This window comes from Winogradskyella marina (assembly GCF_015645385.1).
Lineage (GTDB): Bacteria > Bacteroidota > Bacteroidia > Flavobacteriales > Flavobacteriaceae > Winogradskyella > Winogradskyella marina.
Genome location: NZ_JADOET010000005.1, coordinates 214595 through 238725, shown reverse-complemented (window position 1 = coordinate 238725; position 24131 = coordinate 214595). Strand labels below are relative to the sequence as shown.

The window sequence follows — 24131 nt, the reverse complement described above, 5'->3', positions numbered from 1 at the left end:
GGGTTTACCGTTTGGGTATTGGTAAAATAAATTTAATTTTTTACACTTTTGTTTGTTGGTTTAGAATGTCCCCTTGAGGGGACCTTAGGGGTGTTTTCCTAACAATTCCCCAACCTTCTCCTCAATAACCAACAACACACTAAACATATTCTTTTTAACTTCATCATTAGAAAACCTCAAAAAAGCAACATCATAAGCACGCTGTTTTATATGTTGCCAGAGCAAGACTTCAGGTAAGGTGCTATTTTTTCTTAACTGTCTAGCACGTTCCTTTAGGTCTGGATTGTATGGAATGATTTTGTTTTTCATATTACTATTTTACCACTTATCTATTTACACCCCTAAAGTCCCCTCAAAGGGACATTTGATAAAAGAAAATAGAATATTCACAGGGTTTACCGTTTGGGTATTGGTAAAATAAATTTAATTTTTCACACTTTTCTTTGTTGGTTTAGAACGTCCCCTTGAGGGGACCTTAGGGGTGTTCATGACTGTTCAAAAATAATTTCAAAGTTGTTCCTCCTATTTATCACGCAATTCCCCAACCCTCTCCTCAATAACCAACAAAACACTAAACCACAGTAATTTAAAAAATTACCAAACAAAAAAAGCCTTGATTATATAATAATCAAGGCTACTAAATAAAGACATTGCTTTATTCTACTTCTTCAAAAGCTCTTCTGTATGTGTTTTACCATCATTGGTAACCACGTTTAACATATAAACTCCAGAAACAAGACGACTAACATCTAGTGCATCAACAGAAGTACTTTCCATTAATTGCTGTCCATTTAAATTATAAACAGACACCTGTGCTATCGTTTCCTTCTGAATGCCTTTAATTTTTAATTCATCAGCAACCGGATTTGGATAAATACGCAACGCTGAAGCATCCTCAAAGTCATCAACACTTAAGGTGCCGCTTTCAAAGCTAAAATTATCGTAATAAGCGTCGCCACCATAATTGTTATGCAGCATATTAAAACCTAAAATAGCAACAGACGTAAAATTGCTACGTGTGTGCACTAAAACATCATTTAAATAATACTTTAACTCTGCTGCAGTCACTTCAATTTTAATGTTTAACCAGGTGTTTGGAGTCCACTCGGCATCGTCAATATAAAACGCGCCAAAATAAATATTATCAATGGTATAAATCAAACCCCTATTTTCCATAGCGATACCAGCTATTGGAACAAAGTCATCATTAGCATCAATACCAAATAAGGTCACTTCAAAATCAGCTCCACCAGTTTCTGTAACCATAACATCATAAGAGAATGTAAAATCCTCAAATGATTTTGGAGTGTCAAAGTTTTTTGCAGCACCAAAGATTGGAGCAAATTGAGCACCAAAACTTGGCTCATAAGAATTTTTAAAGGAGTAAGTTCCATCAGTTGCTTCCTCATCTGAAACTACCTGATTTTGTATAAAACCGTCTTCACCACCTTCTGTTACTTCCCAACCATTTTGGTTGTTTAGCGTTCCTAAAGTATAAGATTCACTAGTTTCAAAGGAAATTGTTTCCTGACTAAAAACGCCTCCTGTAAGCAATAACATGAGGCCAATTGCGTAATTTTTTATCATATTTTTTTTATTGTTTAGAGCCATAAAATTAATATAATCACAACACAAATACGAAACAATTAACACTTGAAAAACACCGAAATCAGTAGTTAATTGAGTTACTGACACCTAACGATAGTTGTGGTTTTTTTATAACGCTATAATTTTAATACTTATCAATGATATCTATTAACACTATCATTACAACGGATAGAAAACCACGATGTCGTATATCTAGCACTACCAAGTAAAGGTTCACCCGTATATACTCCGTGTGTGCTCCGTGTGTACTCCGAATCAACCGCGAATATGTCACAATCTATATTAAAAACTGAAAACATGACCTAAAGTTATCACTTTGTAAGATCCGCAAATTTAATTCTAATGATTCCTTTTAACAATATATTAGTAGCTTGCTTGGGTAATTTAAGGGTTGTGATACGTCTACAAATAAGCTATAGGCCCAGTATTAAAGATCCAATCCCTTCAAACTCTCTACTCTATTTCTAGCTAAGAAATCATCAATGGTTTCAAAATGTTCAATCACACGTTTTTCTTTAAACTCAAAGACTTTTTTAGATAAGCCTTGAAGAAAATCTCTATCGTGAGACACTAATATTAAAGTGCCATCAAAATTTTGAAGGGCTTCTTTTAGCACATCCTTCGATTTTAAATCTAAATGATTGGTCGGCTCATCGAGAATTAATAAATTAACCGGTTCTAATAAGAGTTTTACCATGGCTAATCTGGTTTTTTCACCTCCAGATAATACGCTTACTTTTTTATCCACATCATCACCTCTAAACATAAAACCACCTAAAATGTTTTTAATCTGAGTTCTAACATCACCTTTAGCCACATCATCTACCGTTTGAAAAATGGTTAAGTCTTCATCCAAAAGTGCGGCTTGGTTCTGCGCAAAATATCCCACCTTTACATTGTGGCCTAAAGCACAAGTCCCTTCCACATCAATTTCACCTAAAATAGCTTTAATCATAGTGGACTTCCCTTCCCCATTTCTTCCCACAAAACAGACTTTTTCACCTCTTGCAATAGACATGTTAGCATCTTTAAACACCACATGATCATCATAAGATTTTGAAACTTCTTTTACCGTTACGGGATAATCACCAGAACGCTGCGTTGCAGGAAATCGCAAGCGCAATGCTGAAGTATCTATTTCATCAATTTCAATGCGTTCTAATTTTTCGAGCATTCGTTCTCTTGACGACACTTGATTAGTCTTAGAATATGTGCCTTTAAAGCGTTCAATAAATGCCATATTATCAGCTATAAACTTTTGTTGTTCTTGATAGGCTTTTATTTGATGTGCGCGTCGATCTTCACGCAGTTGTAAATAATGTGTGTAATTTGCTTTGTAATCGTAAATACGACCCATCGTGACTTCAATTGTTCTGTTTGTAATATTATCTACAAAGGCACGATCGTGAGATATAACCACAACGGCGTTGGCTTTATTCAATAAAAAATCCTCTAACCAAATTACAGATTCAATATCAATATGATTCGTTGGCTCATCTAATAAAATTAAATCAGGCTTTTGCAATAAAATCTTAGCCAATTCAATACGCATACGGTAACCACCAGAAAATTCGTTGGTTTGCCTTGTAAAGTCTTCTTGTTTAAAACCCAATCCTTTTAATGCTTTTTCGACTTCGGCATCGTAATTAACATCCTCTAAAGCATAGTATTTTTCACCCAAATCAGACACACGCTCAATGATTTTCATGTAGTCGTCCGATTCGTAATCCGTTCTGGTTTCTAATTGTTTATTTAAATCCTCCATTTCGTCACGCATCGCAAACACATGTTTAAAAGCTTTAGAAGCTTCGTCAAAAACAGTGGTGTTATCTTCCGTTAACAAATGTTGAGGCAAATAAGCGATTACAGCATCTTTTGGGCATCTCACATTACCACGTGTGGCACTTTGTACACCTGCAATAATTTTCATCATGGTCGATTTTCCCGCACCATTTTTACCCATTAAGGCAATTTTATCATTTTCGTTAATGGTAAAAGACACATCGCTAAAAAGCGTTTGACCACTAAATTCTACCGCCAAATTATCTACTGAAATCATAATCTAAATTTTGAAGCAGCAAAACTACTAAATGGTACGTCATTATTTATAGATAAGAAGAAAATTATATAAGGTCTTATATCAGTTAATTCTAAAAGCATTTCCGTTAAAAGCTCTATTATTTATCTACTAATTTTAAAAAAACACTATAAATTTAAAAATGAACCATTATGATTATTACAAAAGTATTAGGACTAACAAGCGCCATAACCAAAAGTAAAAAGGCCAAAATAGCGATATTAGGTTTGGAAATGGCTGTATTAGGGTATGCACTTTACCAACAAAATAGAGAAAAGAAAAATAAGCGTCTTAAATCTTAGTGGTATGAGATTTTGAAGTAATTTTGCAATCGTATTTAAAAGATAATGAGTATTATTTCAAAAGATATATCAGAAGCTATTAGACTTCTTACGGCAGAAGACATTGTTGCTATACCAACAGAAACAGTCTATGGTTTAGCAGGAAACATCTATAGCGAAAAAGCTATAAAAGCTATTTTTGAAACGAAAAAGCGCCCCTTTTTTAATCCGCTTATTGTCCATATTCCTTCAATAGATGAGCTATCTAATATTGTTGAGCACATTCCAGAAAAAGCACAATTATTAGCTGAAGCCTTTTGGCCAGGTCCTATAACCTTAGTGTTAAAAAAGAAAGCGATAATTCCAGATTTAATAACCGGAGGAAAAGACACGGTTGCTGTTCGTGTTCCAAATCATCCCACTACATTAGAATTATTAAGACGACTAGAGTTTCCTTTAGCAGCACCTAGTGCCAATCCGTTTAGTAGCATTAGTCCAACCACAGCACAACATGTAGACACCTATTTTAAAGACACTATTAAAATGGTTTTAGATGGAGGAGCCTGTACAAGTGGTATAGAATCTACTATAATAGGTTTTGAAAATGACGAGCCTATTATTTACAGATTAGGATCAACAGCTATTGAAGCTATTGAAACGGTTGTCGGACACATTGACATTAAAAATTCAGTAAAAAGTGAGATTGCAGACATTCCGGATGCTCCAGGTATGTTAGCCCGGCATTATGCTCCAAAGACAAAAACGGTTCTAACAGATAACGTTTTAGAAACCATTAATCGCTATCCCAATAAACGTATTGGAGTCTTAGTGTTTTCATCTAAAATTGAAAGTGCTTCTATAAAGACACAAATCGTTTTATCTAAGTTAGGAAGATTAGAAGAAGCGGCGTCAAAATTATATAATGCATTACATCAATTAGACACAGAACATTTAGATCTAATTATAGCTGAAGAATTTCCAGATTTTGGCTTAGGAAAGTCTATAAACGACAGACTCACTAGAGCTACAAAAAACTAACATAACGTCTCTTTTTTTAAACCCGCTGATTTTCAGTATAAAAATATTACCAACAAGGTTTGGTAAATCAATTGTTTATCGTAAATTTGCAAACTCTTTTTTGAAGAGGAATGTTTAATCTATTGTGTTATTTAAGACACAATTATAAATCAAATTAGTGTGGATACATTAAGCTACAAAACAGTTTCAGCTAACAAAGCTACCGTTAATAAGGAGTGGGTTTTAGTTGATGCTGAAGGACAAACTTTAGGTCGCTTAGCTTCAAGAGTAGCAATACTTTTAAGAGGTAAGCACAAACCTAATTTTACGCCACACGTTGATTGCGGTGATAACGTTGTTGTTATCAATGCTGAAAAAATCAACTTAACTGGTAACAAATGGACGGAAAAAAGTTACATCCGTCACACAGGTTATCCAGGTGGACAAAAAAGCCTGACAGCTACTGAATTGTTTGAGAAAGACCCAAGCAGATTAGTAGAAAAGTCAGTGAAAGGAATGTTACCTAAAAACAAATTAGGAGCAACCCTTTTTAGAAATCTAACTGTTGTTAATGGTACAGAGCATGCACATGCAGCTCAAAAACCAAAAGCAATGAAATTAAACGAAATTAACTAATGGAAGTAATTCACAAAATTGGCCGTAGAAAGACGGCTGTTGCTCGTGTGTACGTTGCCGAAGGAAAAGGTAAAATCACGGTGAACAAAAAAGACATGGCGGATTATTTTAGTACAGCAACATTGCAGTACAAAGTAAACCAACCTTTAGCCTTGACTAACAATGATGGCAACTTTGATATTACTGTTAACGTATATGGAGGTGGTATCACCGGCCAGGCAGAAGCAATACGTTTAGGATTAAGTCGTGCAATGTGCGAACTAGATCCTGAAAACAGACTAGTATTAAAGCCAGAAGGTCTATTAACGAGAGACCCAAGAATGGTAGAGCGTAAGAAATTCGGTCAGAAGAAAGCGCGTAAGAAATTCCAATTCTCGAAACGTTAATATCCAACAATTTTTTATTCAGAATCTGCTTCGGCAGGTTCTGGATTATTATTTTTTATTAGTGAAACTCAAGTTTTTAAAATTGCATAGCAATAATTTAAAAATTTCTTAGTTGAACTAATTCCGATTTAAAATCGGAATCTCATTATTGAGAACTACCAAATTTTATTTGGTAAAAAATTAAAGGTCCTGAAACGAGTTCAGGATTACAGTTTAGCATCTAAATGAAGCCAACAGCCAATAGCAAAGCGCTAAAAGCCAAATGGAACATTGCTAATTTAACAGAACGTAAACTATTACAACATGGAAAAAGTAGAAGTAAAAGAATTACTTGAAGCAGGTGTACACTTCGGTCACCTTACACGTAAGTGGAACCCAAACATGGCTCCTTACATTTATATGGAACGTAACGGTATCCATATTATCAACCTTTACAAAACAGCAGCAAAAATTGAAGAAACTTCTGAAGCTTTAGCTAAAATAGCAGCATCAGGAAAGAAAATCTTATTCGTTGCAACAAAAAAACAAGCTAAAGACATCGTTGCTGAGAAAGCAGGTGCTGTAAACCAACCTTTTATTACAGAGCGTTGGCCAGGTGGAATGTTAACTAACTTTGTAACTATCAGAAAAGCGGTTAAGAAAATGGCTGCAATTGATAGAATGAAGAAAGATGGTACATTCAACTCTTTATCTAAAAAAGAACGTTTACAAGTGAATCGTTTACGTGCAAAATTAGAAAAGAATTTAGGTTCTATTTCTGATATGACACGTTTACCAGGTGCTATATTTGTTGTAGATATTATGCGCGAGCATATTGCCATCAAAGAAGCTCAAAAATTAAATATCCCAATCTTTGCGATGGTAGATACAAACTCTGACCCACGTGAAGTAGATTATTTAATTCCTTCTAATGATGATGCTTCTAAATCTATAGACAAAATCTTATCTATCGTAACTTCTGCTATTGCAGATGGTTTAAACGAAAGAAAAGCTGAACGTGCTGAAAAAGACGCAAAATCTCAAAAAGGAGAGACTAAAAAGGACGCAAAAAAAGAAGAGAAAACTGAAGCAAAAGCAAAGCCAGCTAAAAAAGCTGAAGAAGCTCCAGTAGCATCTCAAGAAGAAGAATAAAATAACATTTATACAATATTAAAAGTCATTTGGTTCTTTTCATTTTGAAAATTAATTAAATGACTTTTTAAATTCAAAAAACTATGGAAAACACTGTTAAAGTTACAGCAGCAGAAGTAAACAAGCTTAGAAAAGCAACTGGTGCTGGTATGATGGATTGTAAAAAAGCATTAGTTGAAGCTGGTGGTGATTTTGATAAAGCTATTGAAGTTTTACGTAAAAAAGGTCAAAAAGTTGCAGAAAAAAGAGCTGACAGAGAGTCTTCTGAAGGTGCTGCAATCGCAAAAATTAATGCAGATAACACTGCTGGTGTTGCTATTGTATTAGGATGTGAAACAGATTTCGTTGGTAAAAACGAAAACTTCGTAGCATTAGCTAATGAATTAGCTGAAATAGCATTAAACCATGACACTAAAGAAGCATTTTTAGAAGCTGACTTTGGTGGTATGACTGTTTCTGAAAAATTAATTGAGCAAACTGGAGTTATTGGTGAAAAATTAGACATCACTGCTTTTGAAAAATTAAATGCACCTTACGTAGGTCAGTACGTTCATATTAATAAAATTGCTGCTTTAGTAGGTTTATCTGCTAAAGTTGATAATGTTGAAACCTTAGTTAAAGATGTAGCAATGCAAGTGGCTTCTATGGGAGCAACATCATTATCTTATAAAGATTTTGATCCTGCATTTATTGCATCAGAAACTGAAGCTCGTATCGCAGTAATTGAAAAAGATAATATTGAATTAGGACGTTTAGGTAAAACCTTAAAGAATGTTCCTAGTTATATCTCAATGGCTCAATTAACTCCTGAAGTTATCGCTGAAGCTGAAGAAGCTGCAAAAGCAGAATTAAAAGCTGAAGGTAAGCCAGAGAAAATTTGGGATAGAATTTTACCTGGTAAAATGGAGCGTTTTATTTCTGATAACACAACTTTAGATCAAGAACAATGTTTATTAGATCAGAAGTTTATTAAAGACGAAAAGCAAACTGTTGCTGATTACGTTGCTTCTTATGGAGATGTTACTGTTACTGGTTTCAAACGCGCTACAGTAGGATAATCAATTTGCTAAGTTCAACTTCACTAAAATGTTTAGTGAACACGGATCAATGCAAACAACGATATAACTTTAAAAGTCATTATTCATCATTTGAATAATGACTTTTTTTTTAGCAATTTTTTCACTTTTACAGAAGCTAATAATTACGTAGCTTTGCTCTGCATTAAATCATTCAATGAAATCAACCAAGTTAATTTAGTTATATTAAGACTTGGTAACTAACATTACACCATCAAACAGCAATAGAAACTAACTAATGAAATACAAAAGAGTACTACTAAAACTATCTGGAGAAGCCTTAATGGGAAACCGTCAATATGGTATAGATCCAGAGCGACTTACAGAATACGCTAAGGAAATTAAAGAACTTACAGAATTAGGTGTCCAAGTTGCTATAGTCATTGGTGGTGGTAACATTTTTAGAGGAGTTGCAGGTGCTATGAATGGTATGGATCGTGTACAAGGCGACCATATGGGAATGTTAGCAACAGTAATAAATGGTTTAGCCTTACAAAACGCATTAGAAGATACAGGTATTAAAACCCGTTTACAAACAGCGATTAAAATTAACGAAGTTGCAGAACCGTTTATTAGACGAAAAGCAATGAGTCATTTGAATAAAGGTCGTGTTGTTATTTTTGGTGGTGGGACAGGAAACCCATATTTTACAACAGACTCTGCAGCTGTGTTACGGGCAATAGAAATTGAAGCAGATGTCATTTTAAAAGGCACACGTGTCGATGGGATTTATTCTGCCGATCCGGAAAAAGATAGTTCAGCCGTTAAATTTAATCAGATTTCTTTTAAAGATGTTTTACTTAAAGGTCTAAAAGTTATGGATACAACGGCTTTTACTTTAAGTCAAGAAAATGAATTGCCAATTATTGTTTTTGATATGAATAAAAAAGGAAACTTATTAAAAGTAGTTTCTGGAGAAAATATAGGAACAGAAGTCAATATTTAAATCTTGGCTTAAACTTTGATAACTCTCACTTAAATAGTTAACACAATGAACGAAGACATTAAATTTATAATCGATACTGCAAAAGAATCCATGGATGCTGCTATGACGCATTTAACAAAACAATTAACTAATATTAGAGCAGGTAAAGCTAGTCCTGCGATGTTAGGTAGTGTAATGGTAGATTATTATGGCTCTCAAACACCGTTGAGTCAAGTTGCTAATGTCAATACTCCAGATGGGCGAACGATAACGGTTCAGCCATGGGAAAAAAATATGCTTCAAGAAATTGAACGTGGAATTATGTTGGCTAATCTTGGTTTTAACCCTATGAATAATGGTGACTTTATTATTATAAATGTACCGCCATTAACTGAAGAAAGACGACGCAATCTTGCAAAACAAGCCAAAGTAGAAGCTGAAGATGCTAAAATTAGTGTAAGAAGTGCTCGTAAGGATGCCAATCACGACATTAAAGATTCTGATGTTTCTGAAGATTTACAAAAGAATGCCGAGTTAGATATCCAAAAACTAACCGATGCTTATGTAAAGAAGATTGATGAAACTCTAGACATTAAGGAAAAAGAAATAATGACAGTGTAGTCCCAACACTTAAAAAAATATAAGACTGTCTAAAAAGTAATCTATAATGTCATATTGAGCATGACAAAATTATTTTATTTAACTTTTTAGACAGTCTCTTTTTATAATAACACAATTTAAACATCCTAAATGCGAAAGCACCTGTTTGTCGTTTTAATTATAACGCTTGCATCTTACAGCAATGCACAGCAACCACACGTAAACAAAACAGATTCTACAAAAACAGTACAGGACTCTATTAAGAGAGCAGCGTTTATTAAAAACATTGGCAATGGATACCTACCCTTTAATTACTTTAATTTAGATTTAAAATACCTTGTTAAATTTAATCAATACGAAGGTTTTAGAAGTGGATTAGGAGGTATTACAAATGATCGATTTTCTGAACACTACCGCTTAGATGGTTATTTGGTATATGGTTTTAAAGACAAAGCGCTTAAATATAAAATTGGTGGAGGTTTTAGAGTAAATGAAGCTTCAGACACCTGGATTAACCTCACTTATGTTGATGATTTACAAGAAACTGGAAGTTCAAAATTTTTAACCGACAAACGCTTTTTTACCTTTTTTGAACCACGTCTATTAAACATTGATTTATTTCATAGACATATTACAAAATCAATTTCACTACAGCATAAATTCTCTAACCATTTACTTTCTGAAACTCAATTAGCGATTTCAAAAATAGATCCGACCTATAGTTATAACTTTTTAATAAACAACAACTCTTTCAGTAGTTACGACCTTAGTACTTCTAAAGTTAGTTTACAATGGAGTCCCTTTAGTTCGTTCGCTGAGACAAATGGTAAACTCATAGAAACTAAAGATGGCTATCCTAAATTTACACTTCAATATACGAAGGCCTATAAATCTGTTTTTGGAAGTGACTTTAATTTTTCAAAACTCAATTTCAGAACTATACAACAATTCGAACACAAGAATTCTTCTATAACAAGACTTGCTCTCGTAGCAGGAATTGCAGGAGGAAACACACCTATTACACATTTGTATCATGCTTACCCAAATAACATTCGGAAAGAAACCATTTTACAGCGTTTTTCAGTAGCCGGATTAAACAGTTTCGAAACCATGTATTTTAATGAGTTTTTTAGCGATAAATTTTCAACGTTACAAGTAAAGCATACCTTCAAACCCTTTAATATTTCCAACCGATTTAAACCGCAACTGGTACTCATATCACGTTATGCGATTGGAGATATGAATAACACTGACAGACATCAAGGTATTCAGTTTAATACTCTTGATAAACTCTATTCAGAATCTGGCTTTGAAATCAACAAGTTAATCTTCGGTTTTGGGCTTAGTTTTGCGTATAGATATGGCGGTTATCACTTACCTAATTTTGAAGATAACTTGGCCTTTAAGTTTACCTTTAATATTTCACTATAAGGTAAATTATATTACTGTTAATTAACCAACAATTCCTTAGGTTTTTTCTACCTTTACCGCTTATTTTTGGCACTCAACGCGCTTAATGCTCATGAGGTCATAAATTCAAAACTAAAGAACGATTTCAATTAATACCTTATGAGCTTACTCTGAGGAAGTTACTAAAACATGTTAAAACTTTTTACCACAGGTTTTTGGGATGCTATTGCGAGACTAATTCTACGTAATAAAATTTTTATGCTTATTGCCATTATTTTGGCAACCTTGTTTTTCAGTTCTCAATGGAAACACATGCGTTTTTCGTCTACCGAAGCAAACTTATTACCAGACGATCACGAAGTCAACCTTATTTACAACCAATTTTTAGAAATTTTTGGTGAAGAAGGTAACCTTGTTGTATTGGGTGTAAAGGATTCTACATTGTTTTCAGTTAAACAACTGAATGATTGGAATGCGTTAGCCGATTCATTTAAAGGTTATGACGAAGTTGATGCCGTATTGTCCATAAAAGACCTTCAGAAGTTAGTTAAAAACACTGAAAAAGTAAAATTTGATTTAGAGCCATTCATCACCGATTCTATTACGAGTAGTGCAGAGCTTAGTCAACTACAAAAAGAACTTTTTGAGCAGTACCCTTTTTATGATAACTTTTTATTTAATGCGGAAACTAAAACCATTAGAACCGCTCTCTATTTAAAGAAAGATATTATAAATACACCTGCAAGAAAAGCATTTATTTTAGACCACTTACAAGTAAAAATTGATGACTATGAAGCAAAAACAGGACTCGATGTACGGGTTTCTGGAATGCCTTATATCCGAACGTTAAACTCACAAAGTATTATAGATGAAATCCCTATTTTTATTGGAGGAGCACTATTTGTAACGTCATTAATTTTCTTCTTCTTCTTTAGATCTTTTAGAGCAACTTTTATTTCACTTATTGTAGTGTGTATTGGAGTGATGTGGACCTTTGGGATTTTAGGCTTACTCGGTTATGAAATCACTGTGCTTACCGCATTAATTCCACCCCTCATAATTGTCATCGGAATACCGAATTGTATTTTCTTAATCAATAAGTTTCAGCACGAAGTAAAATCGCATGGAAACAAAGTAAAATCCTTACAACGTGTCATTACCAAAGTGGGTAATGCAACTTTAATGACCAATGTAACCACAGCATCTGGTTTTGCTACATTTATGCTCACAGAAAGCACCTTACTCAAAGAATTTGGTATTGTAGCATCCTTGAGTATTCTGGCAATTTTTATATTGTGTTTACTCATTATTCCTATAATGTACACGTTCTTACCTTATCCTAAAAAACGCCACCTCGAACATTTAAACAAACAATGGATTGGTGCTTTTGTAGGTTGGATGGAATCCATGGTGAAGAACAAAAAAATCACTATTTATATTACAACACTCATCTTACTTATAGCAAGTATTATTGGTATTCATCAGATTAAAATTTCTGGTAGTCTCATTGAAGATATGCCTCAAGACACAGAATTTTTTAAAGATATTCGGTTTTTTGAATCTGAATTTAATGGTATTATGCCATTAGAAATTATGATAGATACCAAACGTAAAAAAGGCGTTATGAAATTAGCGACTTTAAAACGTATGGATGAGCTTGAAGAATTAATTTACGACATTCCGGAATTATCGCGACCAATTTCAGTAGTCAGTTTGGTAAAATATAGCAAGCAAGCCTATTACAACGGAAATCCGAAATACTACCAACTACCAACAAGTCAAGAAAATAGTTTCATCTTGTCTTATGCTAAAAACTCATCTTCTAATGTAGATATGCTTAGCAATTTTGTGGATAGCACCGGGCAATATGCACGTATCACAACATTTATGAAAGATGTTGGTACTAATAAAATGGAGCGTATTCAAGAAGATCTTCAAGATGAAATAAACAAGCTATTTCCGAAAGAGCGCTATGACGTTATTATTACAGGAAAAGCTTTAGTGTTTCAAAAAGGAACCAAATATCTGGTTAAAAATTTAGCCATTTCATTAACGCTTGCCATTATACTTATTGCGTTATTTATGGCGTATTTGTTCCGTTCATTTAGAATGATAATTGTATCGTTAATTCCAAATCTATTACCACTTTTAGTAACTGCTGGTATAATGGGTTATGTTGGTGTACCTATAAAACCTTCAACCATTTTGGTATTTAGTATTGCCTTTGGTATTTCTGTAGACGATACCATTCACTTTTTGGCAAAATACAGACAAGAGCTACAAGCCAACAACTGGAAAATAAGAAAATCCGTCTATGGTGCACTTAGAGAAACTGGAGTGAGTATGATTTATACCTCTATTGTATTATTCTTCGGATTCTCGGTATTTACCATTTCAAGTTTTGGTGGAACAGTAGCGTTAGGAGCTTTGGTTTCTATAACCTTACTATTTGCAATGCTATCTAACTTGCTGTTATTACCTTCACTATTATTATCTTTAGAACGAAATATTGCTAATAAAGAAGTGTTAAGAGAACCTTCTATTAATATTATTGCATCAGAGGATACTGATGACGACCATAAAGAACAAAAAGATTAAAAACATATTTTAGCATTCAAAAATTATTTATAAAATGAATTCAAAAACTGTAGCACAATTATTATCACAAGATGTCACCTTACAAGATGTTTCAATTAAAGGTTGGGTAAGAACGTTTAGAGCTAATCGATTTATCGCTTTAAATGACGGTTCTACCATTAATAATATTCAATGTGTTGTCGATTTTGAAAATTTTGACGAAGCACTTTTAAAGCGTGTCACCACAGGAGCAGCATTACACGTTACAGGAGAATTAGTTGAAAGCCAAGGCAAGGGGCAATCTGTAGAAATAGTTGTAAAAACTTTAGAGGTTTTAGGGGATTCTGATCCTGAAACCTACCCTATTCAACCTAAAAAGCACTCATTTGAATTCTTGAGAGAAAACGCACATTTACGCACCAGAACAAATACGTTTAGCGCTGTAATGCGTTTACGCTCGTCTTTATCTTTTGCGGTTCATAAATATTTTAATGAAAACGGTTTCAACTACATGCACACACCTATTATAACAGGTAGTGATGCAGAAGGAGCTGGTGAGATGTTTAAAGTTTCAAATTTAGATGCAAAAAACCCACCATTAAATGAAGATGGATCTGTAAATTATAAAGAAGACTTCTTCGGGAAGGAAACTAATTTAACCGTTTCTGGACAACTCGAAGCTGAAACTTACGCCATGTCTTTAGGGAAAGTGTATACTTTTGGACCAACTTTTAGGGCCGAAAACTCTAATACAACACGTCACCTTGCAGAGTTCTGGATGATTGAACCAGAAGTTGCATTCATGGATTTGGCAGGTAATATGGATTTGGCTGAAGATTTTATGAAATCTGTTCTAGGCTATGTCTTAGAACATAATAAAGAGGATTTAGAATTTTTAGACAAACGTTTACAAGACGCCGAAAAGAAATTACCGCAAGCAGAGCGAAGCCCTATGAATTTAATTGAAAAAATTAAGTTCGTAGTCGATAATAACTTTAAGCGTGTTAGCTATACTGAAGCTATTGATATTCTAAAAAATTCTAAGCCTAACAAAAAGAAAAAATTCAATTATATTATTACAGAATGGGGAGCAGACCTACAATCTGAACACGAACGTTTCTTAGTAGAAAAGCACTTTAAATGTCCTGTAATTTTATTCGATTATCCTGCAGACATTAAAGCGTTTTACATGCGTTTAAATGACGATGGTAAAACCGTAAGAGCCATGGATATTTTGTTCCCAGGCATTGGTGAAATGGTCGGAGGATCGCAACGTGAAGAACGTTTAGAGGTTTTAAAAGAAAAGATGAAAGCCTTAGATATACCTGAAGAAGAATTATGGTGGTATTTAGACCTACGTAAATACGGAACCGCTGTACACTCTGGTTTTGGATTAGGCTTTGAGCGATTAGTTATGTTTGCTACAGGTATGGGAAATATTAGAGATGTAATTCCTTATCCTAGAACACCTCAGAATGCAGAGTTTTAAAATAAATGTTTGGCTGAGCGCAGTCTAAGTCCTTAAAAACTCATTTAATTGACACTTCGGTTACGCTCAGTGTGACAAATAGGTAGAAATCAAATAGTTTTATTACATTTATAGTCAACAGAAATTTTATGTCCTTAAAACAGTTTTTACAGTTTAAACTTTCACAAAAGTTGTCTCCACAGCAGATTCAGCTTATGAAGTTGATTCAGCTACCTACACAAGCGTTTGAACAACGTTTAAAGCAAGAGTTAGAGGAAAACCCTGCCTTAGATACAGGAAAAGAATCGGAAGCTTCTGAGGACAATTTTGATGAATTTGATAATTCAGAAACAGAGTATGACGACAATGAAACCATAGACACTGAAGAAATTAATATTGACGAGTATCTAAGTGACGATGAAATCCCAGATTATCGTACTCGAGCCAGCAATTACAGCGCAGATGACGAAGAAAAAACTGTACCATATGCTGCAGGAACATCGTTTACTCAACATTTAATCAATCAATTAAACACGTTTCGTTTATCTGACCAAGAAGAAGAAATTGCTTATTTCTTAGTCGGAAGTGTAGATGAAAGCGGTTATATACGTCGCTCATTAGCTGATATTACTGACGACTTAGCCTTCACTCAGAATGTATACACTACAGAAGAGGACGTTGAAAAGGTCTTAGGTATTGTACATCAATTAGATCCTGCAGGAGTTGGTGCTCGAAATCTTCAAGAGTGTTTAAGTATTCAGTTGCATCGAAAAGAACAGCATCCAGATGTAGAGTTGGCAACACACATTATAGATAAAGCCTTTGAACAATTTACTAAAAAGCATTATAAAAAATTAATGCAAAAGTTCAATATTGACGAAGAACAATTAAAAGATGCCATTGAAGAAGTCGAACGTTTAAATCCGAAACCAGGTGGATCGTATGCTGGTAATAATAAAATTGTAGAGCATATTGTTCCAGATTTTGCGATAAAAATTGTAGATGGCGAATTAGAGTTGACATTAAACGGTAGAAATGCACCAGAACTACACGTGTCCCGAGAATATAACAACATGCTTAAAGGGTATAAAGAGACTAAGGAAAAGTCTAAATCTCAAAAGGATGCTGTCATGTTCATTAAACAAAAGTTAGATGCTGCAAAATGGTTTATTGAAGCCGTTAGGCAACGTCAACAGACGTTATTTGTAACCATGAGTTCTATTATGCATTATCAAAAAGAATATTTCTTAACGGGTGATGAGCGCAATTTGCGTCCCATGATTTTAAAGGATATTGCAGACGAAATAGAAATGGATGTTTCAACAATATCTCGTGTTGCTAATAGTAAATATGTAGATACACCTTATGGCACCAAATTGATTAAAGAATTCTTCTCAGAATCTATGACCAACGATCAAGGTGAAGAAGTCTCTACACGAGAAATTAAAAAAATTCTAGAAACAGTTATAGACGAAGAAAGTAAAAAGAAACCTTTAACTGACGAAGCACTTTCTAAAATCTTAAAAGAAAAAGGCTATCCAATTGCTAGACGAACCGTAGCAAAATACAGAGAGCAATTAGATATTCCTGTGGCACGTTTAAGAAAAGAACTTTAGGAAGTTTGGATGAAAGATTTTATTTTAAAAAGTATATCGTTTGTTTTTCACCCATTAATAATGCCATTATTGGGTATCCTTTTTTATTTTTCTAAAACACCTCGTTTTATTCCAGTTCCAGTAAGAAATGCGAAAATATTTTCGATTGTTATTCTTACAATCATTCTACCGATTCTGTTATTCTTTCTATTAAAAACAATTAATAAAGTTAATTCTATATATCTAAAAAGCACTAAAGAACGCTTAATACCACTGTTTATTAACTGTATTATTTTAGTATTGATTTTGTTACGTGTACTTACACCAGATGAAATAATAGAGCTTTATTTCTTCTTTTTAGGCATTTTATTCTCAACCTTAACCTGTTTTATACTCGCTGTCTTTAAAATTAAGGCTAGCATTCACATGATTGCAGCTTCAGGCTTTTTAATGTTTGCCGTGGCAATAAGTTTGCATTATCACATTAATATTAATGGCACTATTGCGCTAATGATGATTATTCTAGGTGCTATTGCAACTTCCCGCTTACACCTAAAAGCGCATACGTCTCAAGAATTAATTTTAGGGGTTTTTACAGGTTTAGTGCCACAACTTATTTTGCTTAATTATTGGTTATAGAATATAAAAAATCAAGCCAATTTTTAAAGATTTCATATCTATTTGTTCACCTTCAAACTGAATATTATTATCAAAGATAGAGTTTAAACCATAATATACATGAAAATTCCATGTGCTATAACCAGCACTCAAGGTTAAACCATATTGAATCGTATTAAACCCATCACTATTACTAAGTTTCACATCTGTAACTTCACTTTTAAAATTAGAAGAATTATACAGCAAATAACCTACTTTAAATCCGGTATAAATACGCCAAAAGTTATAATCACTAGCATTAGATGTTCTCCATCTAATTTCTAAAGGAACCTCAACTAAATATGTTGTAAACTTATTTTTAGATACATTATAATCACCTTCGTCTATATTAGTGAAGTTAATGGTGTTGTCAATATCTTCAATTAATACGTTTCTTTGGTTATACGAATTCGTTGAAGCACCAATACCTAGACCAATTGCCACATTTCGTTTGTTGTTAATTGGCATATCTCTAATAAAACCAAAGTGAAATCCAGAGGAAAAACCACTTTGAGAAATACCGTCTGGTTTTTTATTTAGTATGTTGTAAGTAACAGAAGCATAAAATTGGTCCTCTCTATAATTTTCATAGAGAACGTTGGTATCTGTGTTATCTTGTTGAGAAAACCCAAAATAGCCGAGTAAGGACAGTAAAAGTAAAAGATAACTTTTCATGCGGTGATATCTATTTATTTTAAATGCTAGTATTGCAATCCAAATACTTAATTTTATCGGTAATAATATATTTCATGCGTACCTAGCCTAGTGATAAAGCTACAAAATCTTTAATAGCTATTAAACAAAAAAACGTCCTGATTGCTCAGGACGCTTTATATATAAAATTAAGATATTATATTATTCTACTTTTTGATTATTGGAGATATACATTACTTTTAATGCATTCGCCTTACGTAGTTCTTGCTTAATATCTGATACTAAACCAGCGTTGGTATTTTTATCAACTTTAAGGCCAATAACTACTTTACTTTGCAATTCTTCATTCATTTCAACAATACCTTGACTTACCGAAGACTGAACATCTTCTACAGTAATAAACGCATCATTAAATTGAATTCTAGGTTCTTGCCCAAATTGCTTATACTGACTACTAGGTTTACCTGCAAAGATAAAAATAGTTCTATCTTTTTTAAGCTTTTCTACTTGATCTGCATTTGGCATTTGGTTTTCAACCATTAGCGAACTGTCTCTCATTACAGTTGCAACCATAAAAAAGAAAAGCAACATAAATACAATATCTGGAAGTGATGCCGTTGAAATTGCTGGCAAGCCTCCTTTATCTTTTTTTCTAAACTTAGACATATTTGTTACGTTTTATTTTTTATCTGGTTCTGCTTCTGACAATTTCATTGGGAATAACTTCTTAATGGTTTCTATACGTTCATTAAGTACTTCATCCTTACTAAATTGATTTTTCTCCTTCTCTTCAAGCATTGCAGTAAATACTTTTTCTGCATTAGGGTAATACTGACTATATAGTCTCGTTGCCTCACGCTCTCTTAAAAAGTTATAAGCTGCAACTAACTCATTTTGTACTTCTATGTACTTCTCATAAGTAGTTTCTCTATCGTGTTTCATTGAGATAATTGCTTTGTCAGGATGATCAGAGGAAGCCTCTGAACGTTCTCCTTTACAATAATCACATGACTCACCAGCTTGGTTTGTTCCACCTCCATTATCTAAAAAATCTATGGTCGCTTGTCTTAGTTCTGTAATTGGAATTTCTTCCTCTTCAACTAAGAGTTGGTTGTTACGGTTAATGTTAACCGTAAATAGATTTTTTTGTTTAATAACTGGCGGTTCAACTTCGGTGTCATCAATAGGTGGCAAACTTCTTAATAATCCTTTGTCTTTCTCAATAGTTGTTGTTACTAAGAAAAATATGAGTAATAAGAAGGCAATGTCAGCCATTGATCCTGCATTTACTTCGGGTGCTGCTCTTTTTGCCATTTTATATTATTTACTGATTACTTTTTTAACTCCTGAAAACATCATGGTTATTGCAGCAACTGCTAATAGTATATAAAATGCTATTAGGCCTGCTCCTACCATATGTGACTCTCCAGCTGTTGCCATTTCGTCACCATTTTTGTAAGGTGTTATATCTCCTCCAGAAATTACGTACGCAATAATTAATACTGCTGCAAATGCACCAACACCAATTAAGGTACTTTTTAAGGACGCTGTATTTGTAAAGAGATTCTTTAAAACAAAAACCACTACAAACAGCACAACCAATCCTAATATAATGTAAGCTGTCCAAGCCATAGGCTCAAATAGACCTGCTTTTTCACCCGTTTCCATGGCTTCGTTTCCGGCAGCTAAAATTCTCACAAGAGAAATGATACCAAATAAAGCAAGGAGTGCGGCTACTATTTTAAATATTTTGTGCATAATTAATTTTTATTTTTTGTGTCTTACTAATAAGTCCATCAATGTGATTGATGCATCTTCCATATCATTTACAATACTATCAATTTTAGCAATGATGTAATTATAAAAGATTTGAAGTATAATCGCTACGATAAGTCCAAATACCGTTGTTAAAAGTGCTACTTTAATACCACCTGCTACTAAAGAAGGTTGCATATCACCAGCGGCTTCAATTTTATCAAAGGCTTGAATCATACCAATTACTGTACCCATGAAACCAAGCATTGGTGCCAGTGCGATAAATAATGAAATCCAAGATACATTCTTTTCTAATTGTCCCATTTGAACACCACCGTAAGCTACTACAGCTTTTTCAGCAGCATCGATATCTTCATCGGCTCTGTCTAAACCTTGATAGAATATAGAAGCAACAGGTCCTTTTGTATTTCTACAAACTTCCTTTGCAGCTTCAACACCACCTGAGTTAAGTGCATCTTCTACATTTTGAGTTAATTTTTTAGTGTTTGTAGTCGATAGGTTCAAAAAGATAATTCTTTCAATAGCAATCGCTAATCCAAGAATTAAACATAATAGTACAATGCCCATAAAACCTGGACCACCTTCGATAAAACGTTTCTTTAATTCTTGATGGAAACTCAAATCTTCAGACGCAGTGTCATCTTGAGTTACAGTTGTTACAGTTGCTGTTGTGGTTGCGAATGTTGTTGCATTGGCGCTAACAGTTCCGATAGCCATTAAACATGTTATGGCAAGGATAGAAAATAGTCTTTTCATTTGTTCTAATTCTTAATTTTATTAGTTAAAGTGTTAAAGGTAAAAAAAAATATGTAACTCTTGCGATAAATATCAGCAGAGAGGAAGGGATTCGAACCCTCGATACCCTTTTGAGGTATACACACTTTCCAGGCGTGCGCCTTCGACCACTCGGCCACCTCTCTCTAAATTTATTTCAAATTACATTGTGCCAAATAACAAAAAAATCTTCAAACACTAAAATTAAAAGTGTTATTTTCTTTTATTTTTAGGACATTTCCCCTCTTAGGGACGTTTCAAAAATAGTCTTGAATTTATTTTTTGCAACATTTTCTCCTAAAAGATACATTAATTTGGCAACTGCAGCTTCGGTAGTAATGTCTTTTCCAGAAATCACACCTATTAATTTTAATTGCGAACTCGTTTCGTATTGCCCCATGTTTACGCTGCCTCCAGCACATTGGGTAACATTAATTACATGCAATCCATTAGCTATAGCAGCTTTCAATAAGCTTATAAACCAAGGTTCGCTTGTGGCATTACCAGCACCATAAGTTTCTATAATAAGTCCTTTTATTAATTTACTCGTTAATATGGCTTCACAAAGTGGTCTAGAAATTCCTGGAAATAATTTTAGCACTCCTATATTAGTATCCATTGCAGTGCGTAAAATCAATTCACTATTTGGAGTCGGTTCCCACAATTGCTTATAATTTACCTTTAGATGGACCCCAGATTCTGCCAAATGCGGATAATTGAGTGACTCAAAGGCTTCAAAATGTTCGGCATTTAGTTTTGTGGTTCTATTTCCTCTATATAATTTGTATTCAAAATAAAGACCTACTTCTCTTATTACTGGTACACCTTCAATTTGCAAGGATGCCATTTGTATAGACGTAATTAGATTTTCTTTCGCGTCTGTACGCAAATCTCCAATAGGTAATTGTGAGCCTGTGAAAATTACAGGTTTTGCCAAGTTTTCTAACATAAAACTAAGCGCAGATGCGGAATAACTCATAGTATCGCTACCGTGTAAAACCACAAAACCATCAAATTTAGAATAGTTATCACCTATAATAGTTGCAATATCACCCCAATATTTAGGATTCATGTTGGATGAATCTATAGGTTCTTCAAATGAAATGGTATCAATAGTACAGTCTAATAAACGTAATTCTGGAATTTTAACAAGTAAACTATTAAAATCGAATGCTTTTAACGCTCCACTATCCGCATCTTTTACCATACCAATAGTACCTCCTGTATAAATGAGTAAAATATGTGGTTGTTTTGTCATTTAAATTCCGAATATAGTTTTTGAATTTTCAGTAGTAATAGCTGCAATTTCTGCTTCACTCTTTCCGTAAAGTTGCGACATTTTTTCTAACACCTTATATATATAGGAACTTTCATTTCGTTTTCCTCTATATGGTTTTGGTGCTAAATAGGGCGAATCGGTTTCTAGAACAATGTGCTTCAGGTCTATTTGATTAATAAATTGATCTATTTTACCATTCTTAAAAGTAACCACTCCACCTATGCCTAATTTCATATTATAAGAAATGGCTTTATGGGCTTGTTCTAAAGTGCCAGTGAAACAATGAAAAACCCCAAATAAATCATCGGATTTTTCTGCTTCTAAAACCTCAAAAATTTCATCGAAAGCCTCTCTACAATGAATAACGATAGGCAACTGATATTGTTTTGCTAAATTTATTTGATGCCTGAAAGCTTCAATCTGAATTTCTAGTGTTGATGTGTCCCAGTATAAATCGATTCCTATTTCTCCAATGGCACAAAATTTTCGTTTTGCTAGTAAATCATCTACAAGACGTAACTCTTCTTTGTAATTATCTTTTACAGAGGTTGGATGCAAACCCATCATTAAAAAAACATGCTCTGGGAAATCTTTTTCGAGTTGAAGCATAGATTCAGTATGCGTAGAGTCTATTGCAGGAATAAAAAATCGTGTCACATTAGCATCAATGGCACGTTGTATCATTTCTGCTCTGTCAACATCAAAAGCATCGCTATATAAATGGGTATGTGTATCTGTAATAATCATGTTGCAAAAGTAAAAAAGTCATCTTGGATTTGATGACTTTCAATTTAGTATTTATGTTAAAGTGAATAAGACTTTGGTATCGTTTTACATTTAAAAATTTTAATCCAACTTATCCAATAAGTCTTGAGCAGATGTATAATCTTCAGCATCCTCAGGAATCGTTTGAAGAACTTTTATACTCGCTGCTGTTTTATCTTGTTTTAAATAACTTAAAGCTAATATCCATTTGGCTTTATTTCTATACGCTGTATTTCCATTGGTTAGTTTGTTTAGTAACATATCTGCTTCTTGAAACTGATCTGTTTCCACCAAAGCCATACTTTTATAGAGTTGTATTTCTAAATTAGAAAAATCGTTTTCTAAAATGGTGTTGAATGCTTTGATGGCGTCTTCATAATTTTGAGCATTAAAACTTTGCTCTGCTGTACTAAAATTAGCATCTTCTGAGCTTCTCACCGTTAAACTTATAGGATCAAACGTATTGTAATCTTCATATTTAGGCTTGCCAAACTGGTTGAAAATAAAGAAGCCTAATAAAATAACCACAGATGCAGCCATAGCATATTTGTAAAAACTCGACTTTTGTGAGGTCTCAATCGTGTTGTCACTGTTTTCTGTTGTGTTGAAATGCTTGTTAGATATAACATCTAAATTAGCTTTAAAGTCAGATATTTCTTGTTCATTCATAATTTCATGCTCTAAATGAGCAGACATATCTTTATAAACCTCAAAGGCTTTTTTAAATTGAGCATCGGATTGCAATCGCTCGTTAAAAACAAGCAGATCGTCCTGAGATAAATCTCCTGTGAGATAAGCTTCAAACTGTAAATAATCTTGTTCTTCCATAACTTTAATAATTAAGTTGGTTAAATTTTGGCGAGGCTTGTACTAATTTGGTCAACTGTCCTATGCATAAGGATTTTTTCTTTCGTGCATAAGCATAGGAAATGTTTAGACTTTTAGCGACTTCTTCCATCGATTTAATTTTAAAGGTCGCTTTTAGCAAATCTTTACAAGCATCTCCTAAGTGTTGAAACATCTCATTAAATAGGGCTTGTTTATGTTCAAAAATTGAGGTTTCAAAAGATAATACTTGCGCATCGTCATCTTTAGATAACACCTCTTCATTAATTGTTACCTCTTTTCGACTACTTTTCTTTAGTTGATTAAACCATTTTCGTTTACAGAGCAAGAAAAAATAGGCCTCAAACGGACAGGTTAATTGCAGCTTTTTTTGTTTAGCTTGGTTATATATGGTAATAATAGTTTCTTGAATAACATCTTGCGCATCATAAGCATCTCCACTATTCTGTTTTATATAATTAATCACCTTAGGTGCAAACTTATCATAGATAGCCTGAATAATAAAGGTATTGTTTTCGGCTAAGCCATCAATGTACTTCTGGTCTTCGTGTAATTTTTTTTCGCTCATGAACCCTTTATTTTCAACGAATTTA

The 24131-nt window shown here is 33.6% G+C and carries 25 protein-coding genes and 1 tRNA gene; 13 read left to right on the top strand and 13 right to left on the bottom strand.

The features are described from left to right. Positions 1-84: 84 nt before the first annotated feature. The 3 genes from ITJ86_RS08330 to ITJ86_RS08320 form a co-directional block, all read right to left on the bottom strand. Positions 85-309 (bottom strand): hypothetical protein, encoded by a 225-nt coding sequence (locus ITJ86_RS08330; RefSeq protein WP_195871176.1) that lies wholly within the window; start codon positions 307-309, stop codon positions 85-87. 351 nt (positions 310-660) lie between these two features. Continuing rightward, complete coding sequence (locus ITJ86_RS08325) at positions 661-1587, bottom strand: T9SS type A sorting domain-containing protein (protein WP_195871175.1); 927 nt, start codon at positions 1585-1587, stop codon at positions 661-663. 448 nt (positions 1588-2035) lie between these two features. Then, positions 2036-3667, bottom strand: a complete 1632-nt coding sequence (locus ITJ86_RS08320; protein WP_195871174.1) for an ABC-F family ATP-binding cassette domain-containing protein — start codon at positions 3665-3667, stop codon at positions 2036-2038. Positions 3668-3837: 170 nt separating this feature from the next. Between ITJ86_RS08320 and ITJ86_RS08315 the strand changes: the two genes are divergently transcribed. The 13 genes from ITJ86_RS08315 (at position 3838) to ITJ86_RS08255 (ending at position 17426) form a co-directional block, all read left to right on the top strand. Further along, a complete protein-coding gene (locus ITJ86_RS08315; RefSeq protein ID WP_195871173.1) occupies positions 3838-3987 on the top strand; it encodes a hypothetical protein in 150 nt (49 codons plus the stop codon). Between the two features lie 45 nt (positions 3988-4032). Next, positions 4033-5004, top strand: a complete 972-nt coding sequence (locus tag ITJ86_RS08310) for an L-threonylcarbamoyladenylate synthase (RefSeq protein ID WP_195871172.1) — start codon at positions 4033-4035, stop codon at positions 5002-5004. Between the two features lie 159 nt (positions 5005-5163). Beyond that, positions 5164-5619: a 50S ribosomal protein L13 gene (gene rplM, locus ITJ86_RS08305; protein WP_195871171.1), complete on the top strand. Its 456-nt coding sequence runs from the start codon at positions 5164-5166 to the stop codon at positions 5617-5619. Further along, positions 5619-6005: a 30S ribosomal protein S9 gene (rpsI, locus tag ITJ86_RS08300; protein WP_195871170.1), complete on the top strand. Its 387-nt coding sequence runs from the start codon at positions 5619-5621 to the stop codon at positions 6003-6005. The genes rplM and rpsI overlap by 1 nt, the downstream gene beginning before the upstream one ends. Before the next feature lie 303 nt (positions 6006-6308). Then, positions 6309-7136 carry a 30S ribosomal protein S2 gene (rpsB, locus tag ITJ86_RS08295; RefSeq protein ID WP_195871169.1) on the top strand — a complete coding sequence of 276 codons (828 nt, stop codon included), beginning with the start codon at positions 6309-6311 and terminating at the stop codon, positions 7134-7136. 83 nt (positions 7137-7219) lie between these two features. Next, on the top strand, positions 7220-8194 hold the full coding sequence (tsf, locus tag ITJ86_RS08290; RefSeq protein ID WP_195871168.1) for a translation elongation factor Ts: 975 nt from the start codon (positions 7220-7222) through the stop codon (positions 8192-8194). A 256-nt stretch (positions 8195-8450) separates the two neighbouring features. Continuing rightward, a complete protein-coding gene (gene pyrH / locus ITJ86_RS08285; protein ID WP_195871167.1) occupies positions 8451-9158 on the top strand; it encodes a UMP kinase in 708 nt (235 codons plus the stop codon). Positions 9159-9203: 45 nt separating this feature from the next. Then, positions 9204-9758 carry a ribosome recycling factor gene (gene frr, locus ITJ86_RS08280; RefSeq protein ID WP_195871166.1) on the top strand — a complete coding sequence of 185 codons (555 nt, stop codon included), beginning with the start codon at positions 9204-9206 and terminating at the stop codon, positions 9756-9758. 129 nt (positions 9759-9887) lie between these two features. Then, positions 9888-11168 carry a DUF5686 family protein gene (locus tag ITJ86_RS08275; RefSeq protein ID WP_195871165.1) on the top strand — a complete coding sequence of 427 codons (1281 nt, stop codon included), beginning with the start codon at positions 9888-9890 and terminating at the stop codon, positions 11166-11168. 168 nt (positions 11169-11336) lie between these two features. Beyond that, on the top strand, positions 11337-13745 hold the full coding sequence (locus tag ITJ86_RS08270; RefSeq protein WP_195871164.1) for an efflux RND transporter permease subunit: 2409 nt from the start codon (positions 11337-11339) through the stop codon (positions 13743-13745). A gap of 34 nt (positions 13746-13779) precedes the next feature. After that, complete coding sequence (asnS, locus tag ITJ86_RS08265; protein ID WP_195871163.1) at positions 13780-15213, top strand: asparagine--tRNA ligase; 1434 nt, start codon at positions 13780-13782, stop codon at positions 15211-15213. Between the two features lie 128 nt (positions 15214-15341). Next, positions 15342-16808, top strand: coding sequence for an RNA polymerase factor sigma-54 (gene rpoN, locus ITJ86_RS08260; protein ID WP_195871162.1), 1467 nt, complete (start codon positions 15342-15344; stop codon positions 16806-16808). A 9-nt stretch (positions 16809-16817) separates the two neighbouring features. Further along, the gene (locus ITJ86_RS08255; RefSeq protein WP_195871161.1) at positions 16818-17426 is read left to right on the top strand and encodes a hypothetical protein; all 609 of its coding nucleotides are present in this window, start codon (positions 16818-16820) and stop codon (positions 17424-17426) included. Here ITJ86_RS08255 and ITJ86_RS08250 read toward each other — a convergent pair. The 10 genes from ITJ86_RS08250 to ITJ86_RS08205 all read right to left on the bottom strand — a co-directional run bounded on the left by ITJ86_RS08250 (position 17421) and on the right by ITJ86_RS08205 (position 24106). Beyond that, positions 17421-18119 carry a porin family protein gene (locus ITJ86_RS08250; RefSeq protein WP_195871160.1) on the bottom strand — a complete coding sequence of 233 codons (699 nt, stop codon included), beginning with the start codon at positions 18117-18119 and terminating at the stop codon, positions 17421-17423. The genes ITJ86_RS08255 and ITJ86_RS08250 overlap by 6 nt on opposite strands. Before the next feature lie 180 nt (positions 18120-18299). Next, positions 18300-18764 carry an ExbD/TolR family protein gene (locus tag ITJ86_RS08245; RefSeq protein WP_195871159.1) on the bottom strand — a complete coding sequence of 155 codons (465 nt, stop codon included), beginning with the start codon at positions 18762-18764 and terminating at the stop codon, positions 18300-18302. A 12-nt stretch (positions 18765-18776) separates the two neighbouring features. Continuing rightward, on the bottom strand, positions 18777-19412 hold the full coding sequence (locus ITJ86_RS08240) for an ExbD/TolR family protein (protein WP_195871158.1): 636 nt from the start codon (positions 19410-19412) through the stop codon (positions 18777-18779). A 6-nt stretch (positions 19413-19418) separates the two neighbouring features. After that, positions 19419-19856 (bottom strand): hypothetical protein, encoded by a 438-nt coding sequence (locus tag ITJ86_RS08235; protein WP_195871157.1) that lies wholly within the window; start codon positions 19854-19856, stop codon positions 19419-19421. Positions 19857-19865: 9 nt separating this feature from the next. After that, a complete protein-coding gene (locus tag ITJ86_RS08230) occupies positions 19866-20630 on the bottom strand; it encodes a MotA/TolQ/ExbB proton channel family protein (protein ID WP_195871156.1) in 765 nt (254 codons plus the stop codon). A 76-nt stretch (positions 20631-20706) separates the two neighbouring features. Further along, positions 20707-20794 (bottom strand) — tRNA-Ser (locus ITJ86_RS08225). Between the two features lie 83 nt (positions 20795-20877). Continuing rightward, positions 20878-21906, bottom strand: coding sequence for an asparaginase (locus tag ITJ86_RS08220; RefSeq protein ID WP_195871155.1), 1029 nt, complete (start codon positions 21904-21906; stop codon positions 20878-20880). After that, a complete protein-coding gene (locus ITJ86_RS08215; protein ID WP_195871154.1) occupies positions 21907-22674 on the bottom strand; it encodes a TatD family hydrolase in 768 nt (255 codons plus the stop codon). A 99-nt stretch (positions 22675-22773) separates the two neighbouring features. After that, positions 22774-23520, bottom strand: coding sequence for a tetratricopeptide repeat protein (locus ITJ86_RS08210; RefSeq protein ID WP_195871153.1), 747 nt, complete (start codon positions 23518-23520; stop codon positions 22774-22776). Positions 23521-23524: 4 nt separating this feature from the next. After that, complete coding sequence (locus ITJ86_RS08205; protein WP_195871152.1) at positions 23525-24106, bottom strand: RNA polymerase sigma factor; 582 nt, start codon at positions 24104-24106, stop codon at positions 23525-23527. Between the last annotated feature and the right edge of the window lie 25 nt (positions 24107-24131).

What these genes read in the sequence shown, in the direction of transcription:
- ITJ86_RS08330 (WP_195871176.1), bottom strand. Translation starts at nt 309, where the DNA reads ATGAAAAACAAAATCATTCCATACAATCCAGACCTAAAGGAACGTGCT.
- ITJ86_RS08325 (WP_195871175.1), bottom strand. Translation starts at nt 1,587, where the DNA reads ATGATAAAAAATTACGCAATTGGCCTCATGTTATTGCTTACAGGAGGC.
- ITJ86_RS08320 (WP_195871174.1), bottom strand. Translation starts at nt 3,667, where the DNA reads ATGATTTCAGTAGATAATTTGGCGGTAGAATTTAGTGGTCAAACGCTT.
- ITJ86_RS08315 (WP_195871173.1), top strand. Translation starts at nt 3,838, where the DNA reads ATGATTATTACAAAAGTATTAGGACTAACAAGCGCCATAACCAAAAGT.
- ITJ86_RS08310 (WP_195871172.1), top strand. Translation starts at nt 4,033, where the DNA reads ATGAGTATTATTTCAAAAGATATATCAGAAGCTATTAGACTTCTTACG.
- rpsI (WP_195871170.1), top strand. Translation starts at nt 5,619, where the DNA reads ATGGAAGTAATTCACAAAATTGGCCGTAGAAAGACGGCTGTTGCTCGT.
- rpsB (WP_195871169.1), top strand. Translation starts at nt 6,309, where the DNA reads ATGGAAAAAGTAGAAGTAAAAGAATTACTTGAAGCAGGTGTACACTTC.
- tsf (WP_195871168.1), top strand. Translation starts at nt 7,220, where the DNA reads ATGGAAAACACTGTTAAAGTTACAGCAGCAGAAGTAAACAAGCTTAGA.
- pyrH (WP_195871167.1), top strand. Translation starts at nt 8,451, where the DNA reads ATGAAATACAAAAGAGTACTACTAAAACTATCTGGAGAAGCCTTAATG.
- frr (WP_195871166.1), top strand. Translation starts at nt 9,204, where the DNA reads ATGAACGAAGACATTAAATTTATAATCGATACTGCAAAAGAATCCATG.
- ITJ86_RS08275 (WP_195871165.1), top strand. Translation starts at nt 9,888, where the DNA reads ATGCGAAAGCACCTGTTTGTCGTTTTAATTATAACGCTTGCATCTTAC.
- ITJ86_RS08270 (WP_195871164.1), top strand. Translation starts at nt 11,337, where the DNA reads ATGTTAAAACTTTTTACCACAGGTTTTTGGGATGCTATTGCGAGACTA.
- asnS (WP_195871163.1), top strand. Translation starts at nt 13,780, where the DNA reads ATGAATTCAAAAACTGTAGCACAATTATTATCACAAGATGTCACCTTA.
- rpoN (WP_195871162.1), top strand. Translation starts at nt 15,342, where the DNA reads ATGTCCTTAAAACAGTTTTTACAGTTTAAACTTTCACAAAAGTTGTCT.
- ITJ86_RS08255 (WP_195871161.1), top strand. Translation starts at nt 16,818, where the DNA reads ATGAAAGATTTTATTTTAAAAAGTATATCGTTTGTTTTTCACCCATTA.
- ITJ86_RS08250 (WP_195871160.1), bottom strand. Translation starts at nt 18,119, where the DNA reads ATGAAAAGTTATCTTTTACTTTTACTGTCCTTACTCGGCTATTTTGGG.
- ITJ86_RS08245 (WP_195871159.1), bottom strand. Translation starts at nt 18,764, where the DNA reads ATGTCTAAGTTTAGAAAAAAAGATAAAGGAGGCTTGCCAGCAATTTCA.
- ITJ86_RS08240 (WP_195871158.1), bottom strand. Translation starts at nt 19,412, where the DNA reads ATGGCAAAAAGAGCAGCACCCGAAGTAAATGCAGGATCAATGGCTGAC.
- ITJ86_RS08235 (WP_195871157.1), bottom strand. Translation starts at nt 19,856, where the DNA reads ATGCACAAAATATTTAAAATAGTAGCCGCACTCCTTGCTTTATTTGGT.
- ITJ86_RS08230 (WP_195871156.1), bottom strand. Translation starts at nt 20,630, where the DNA reads ATGAAAAGACTATTTTCTATCCTTGCCATAACATGTTTAATGGCTATC.
- ITJ86_RS08220 (WP_195871155.1), bottom strand. Translation starts at nt 21,906, where the DNA reads ATGACAAAACAACCACATATTTTACTCATTTATACAGGAGGTACTATT.
- ITJ86_RS08215 (WP_195871154.1), bottom strand. Translation starts at nt 22,674, where the DNA reads ATGATTATTACAGATACACATACCCATTTATATAGCGATGCTTTTGAT.
- ITJ86_RS08210 (WP_195871153.1), bottom strand. Translation starts at nt 23,520, where the DNA reads ATGGAAGAACAAGATTATTTACAGTTTGAAGCTTATCTCACAGGAGAT.
- ITJ86_RS08205 (WP_195871152.1), bottom strand. Translation starts at nt 24,106, where the DNA reads ATGAGCGAAAAAAAATTACACGAAGACCAGAAGTACATTGATGGCTTA.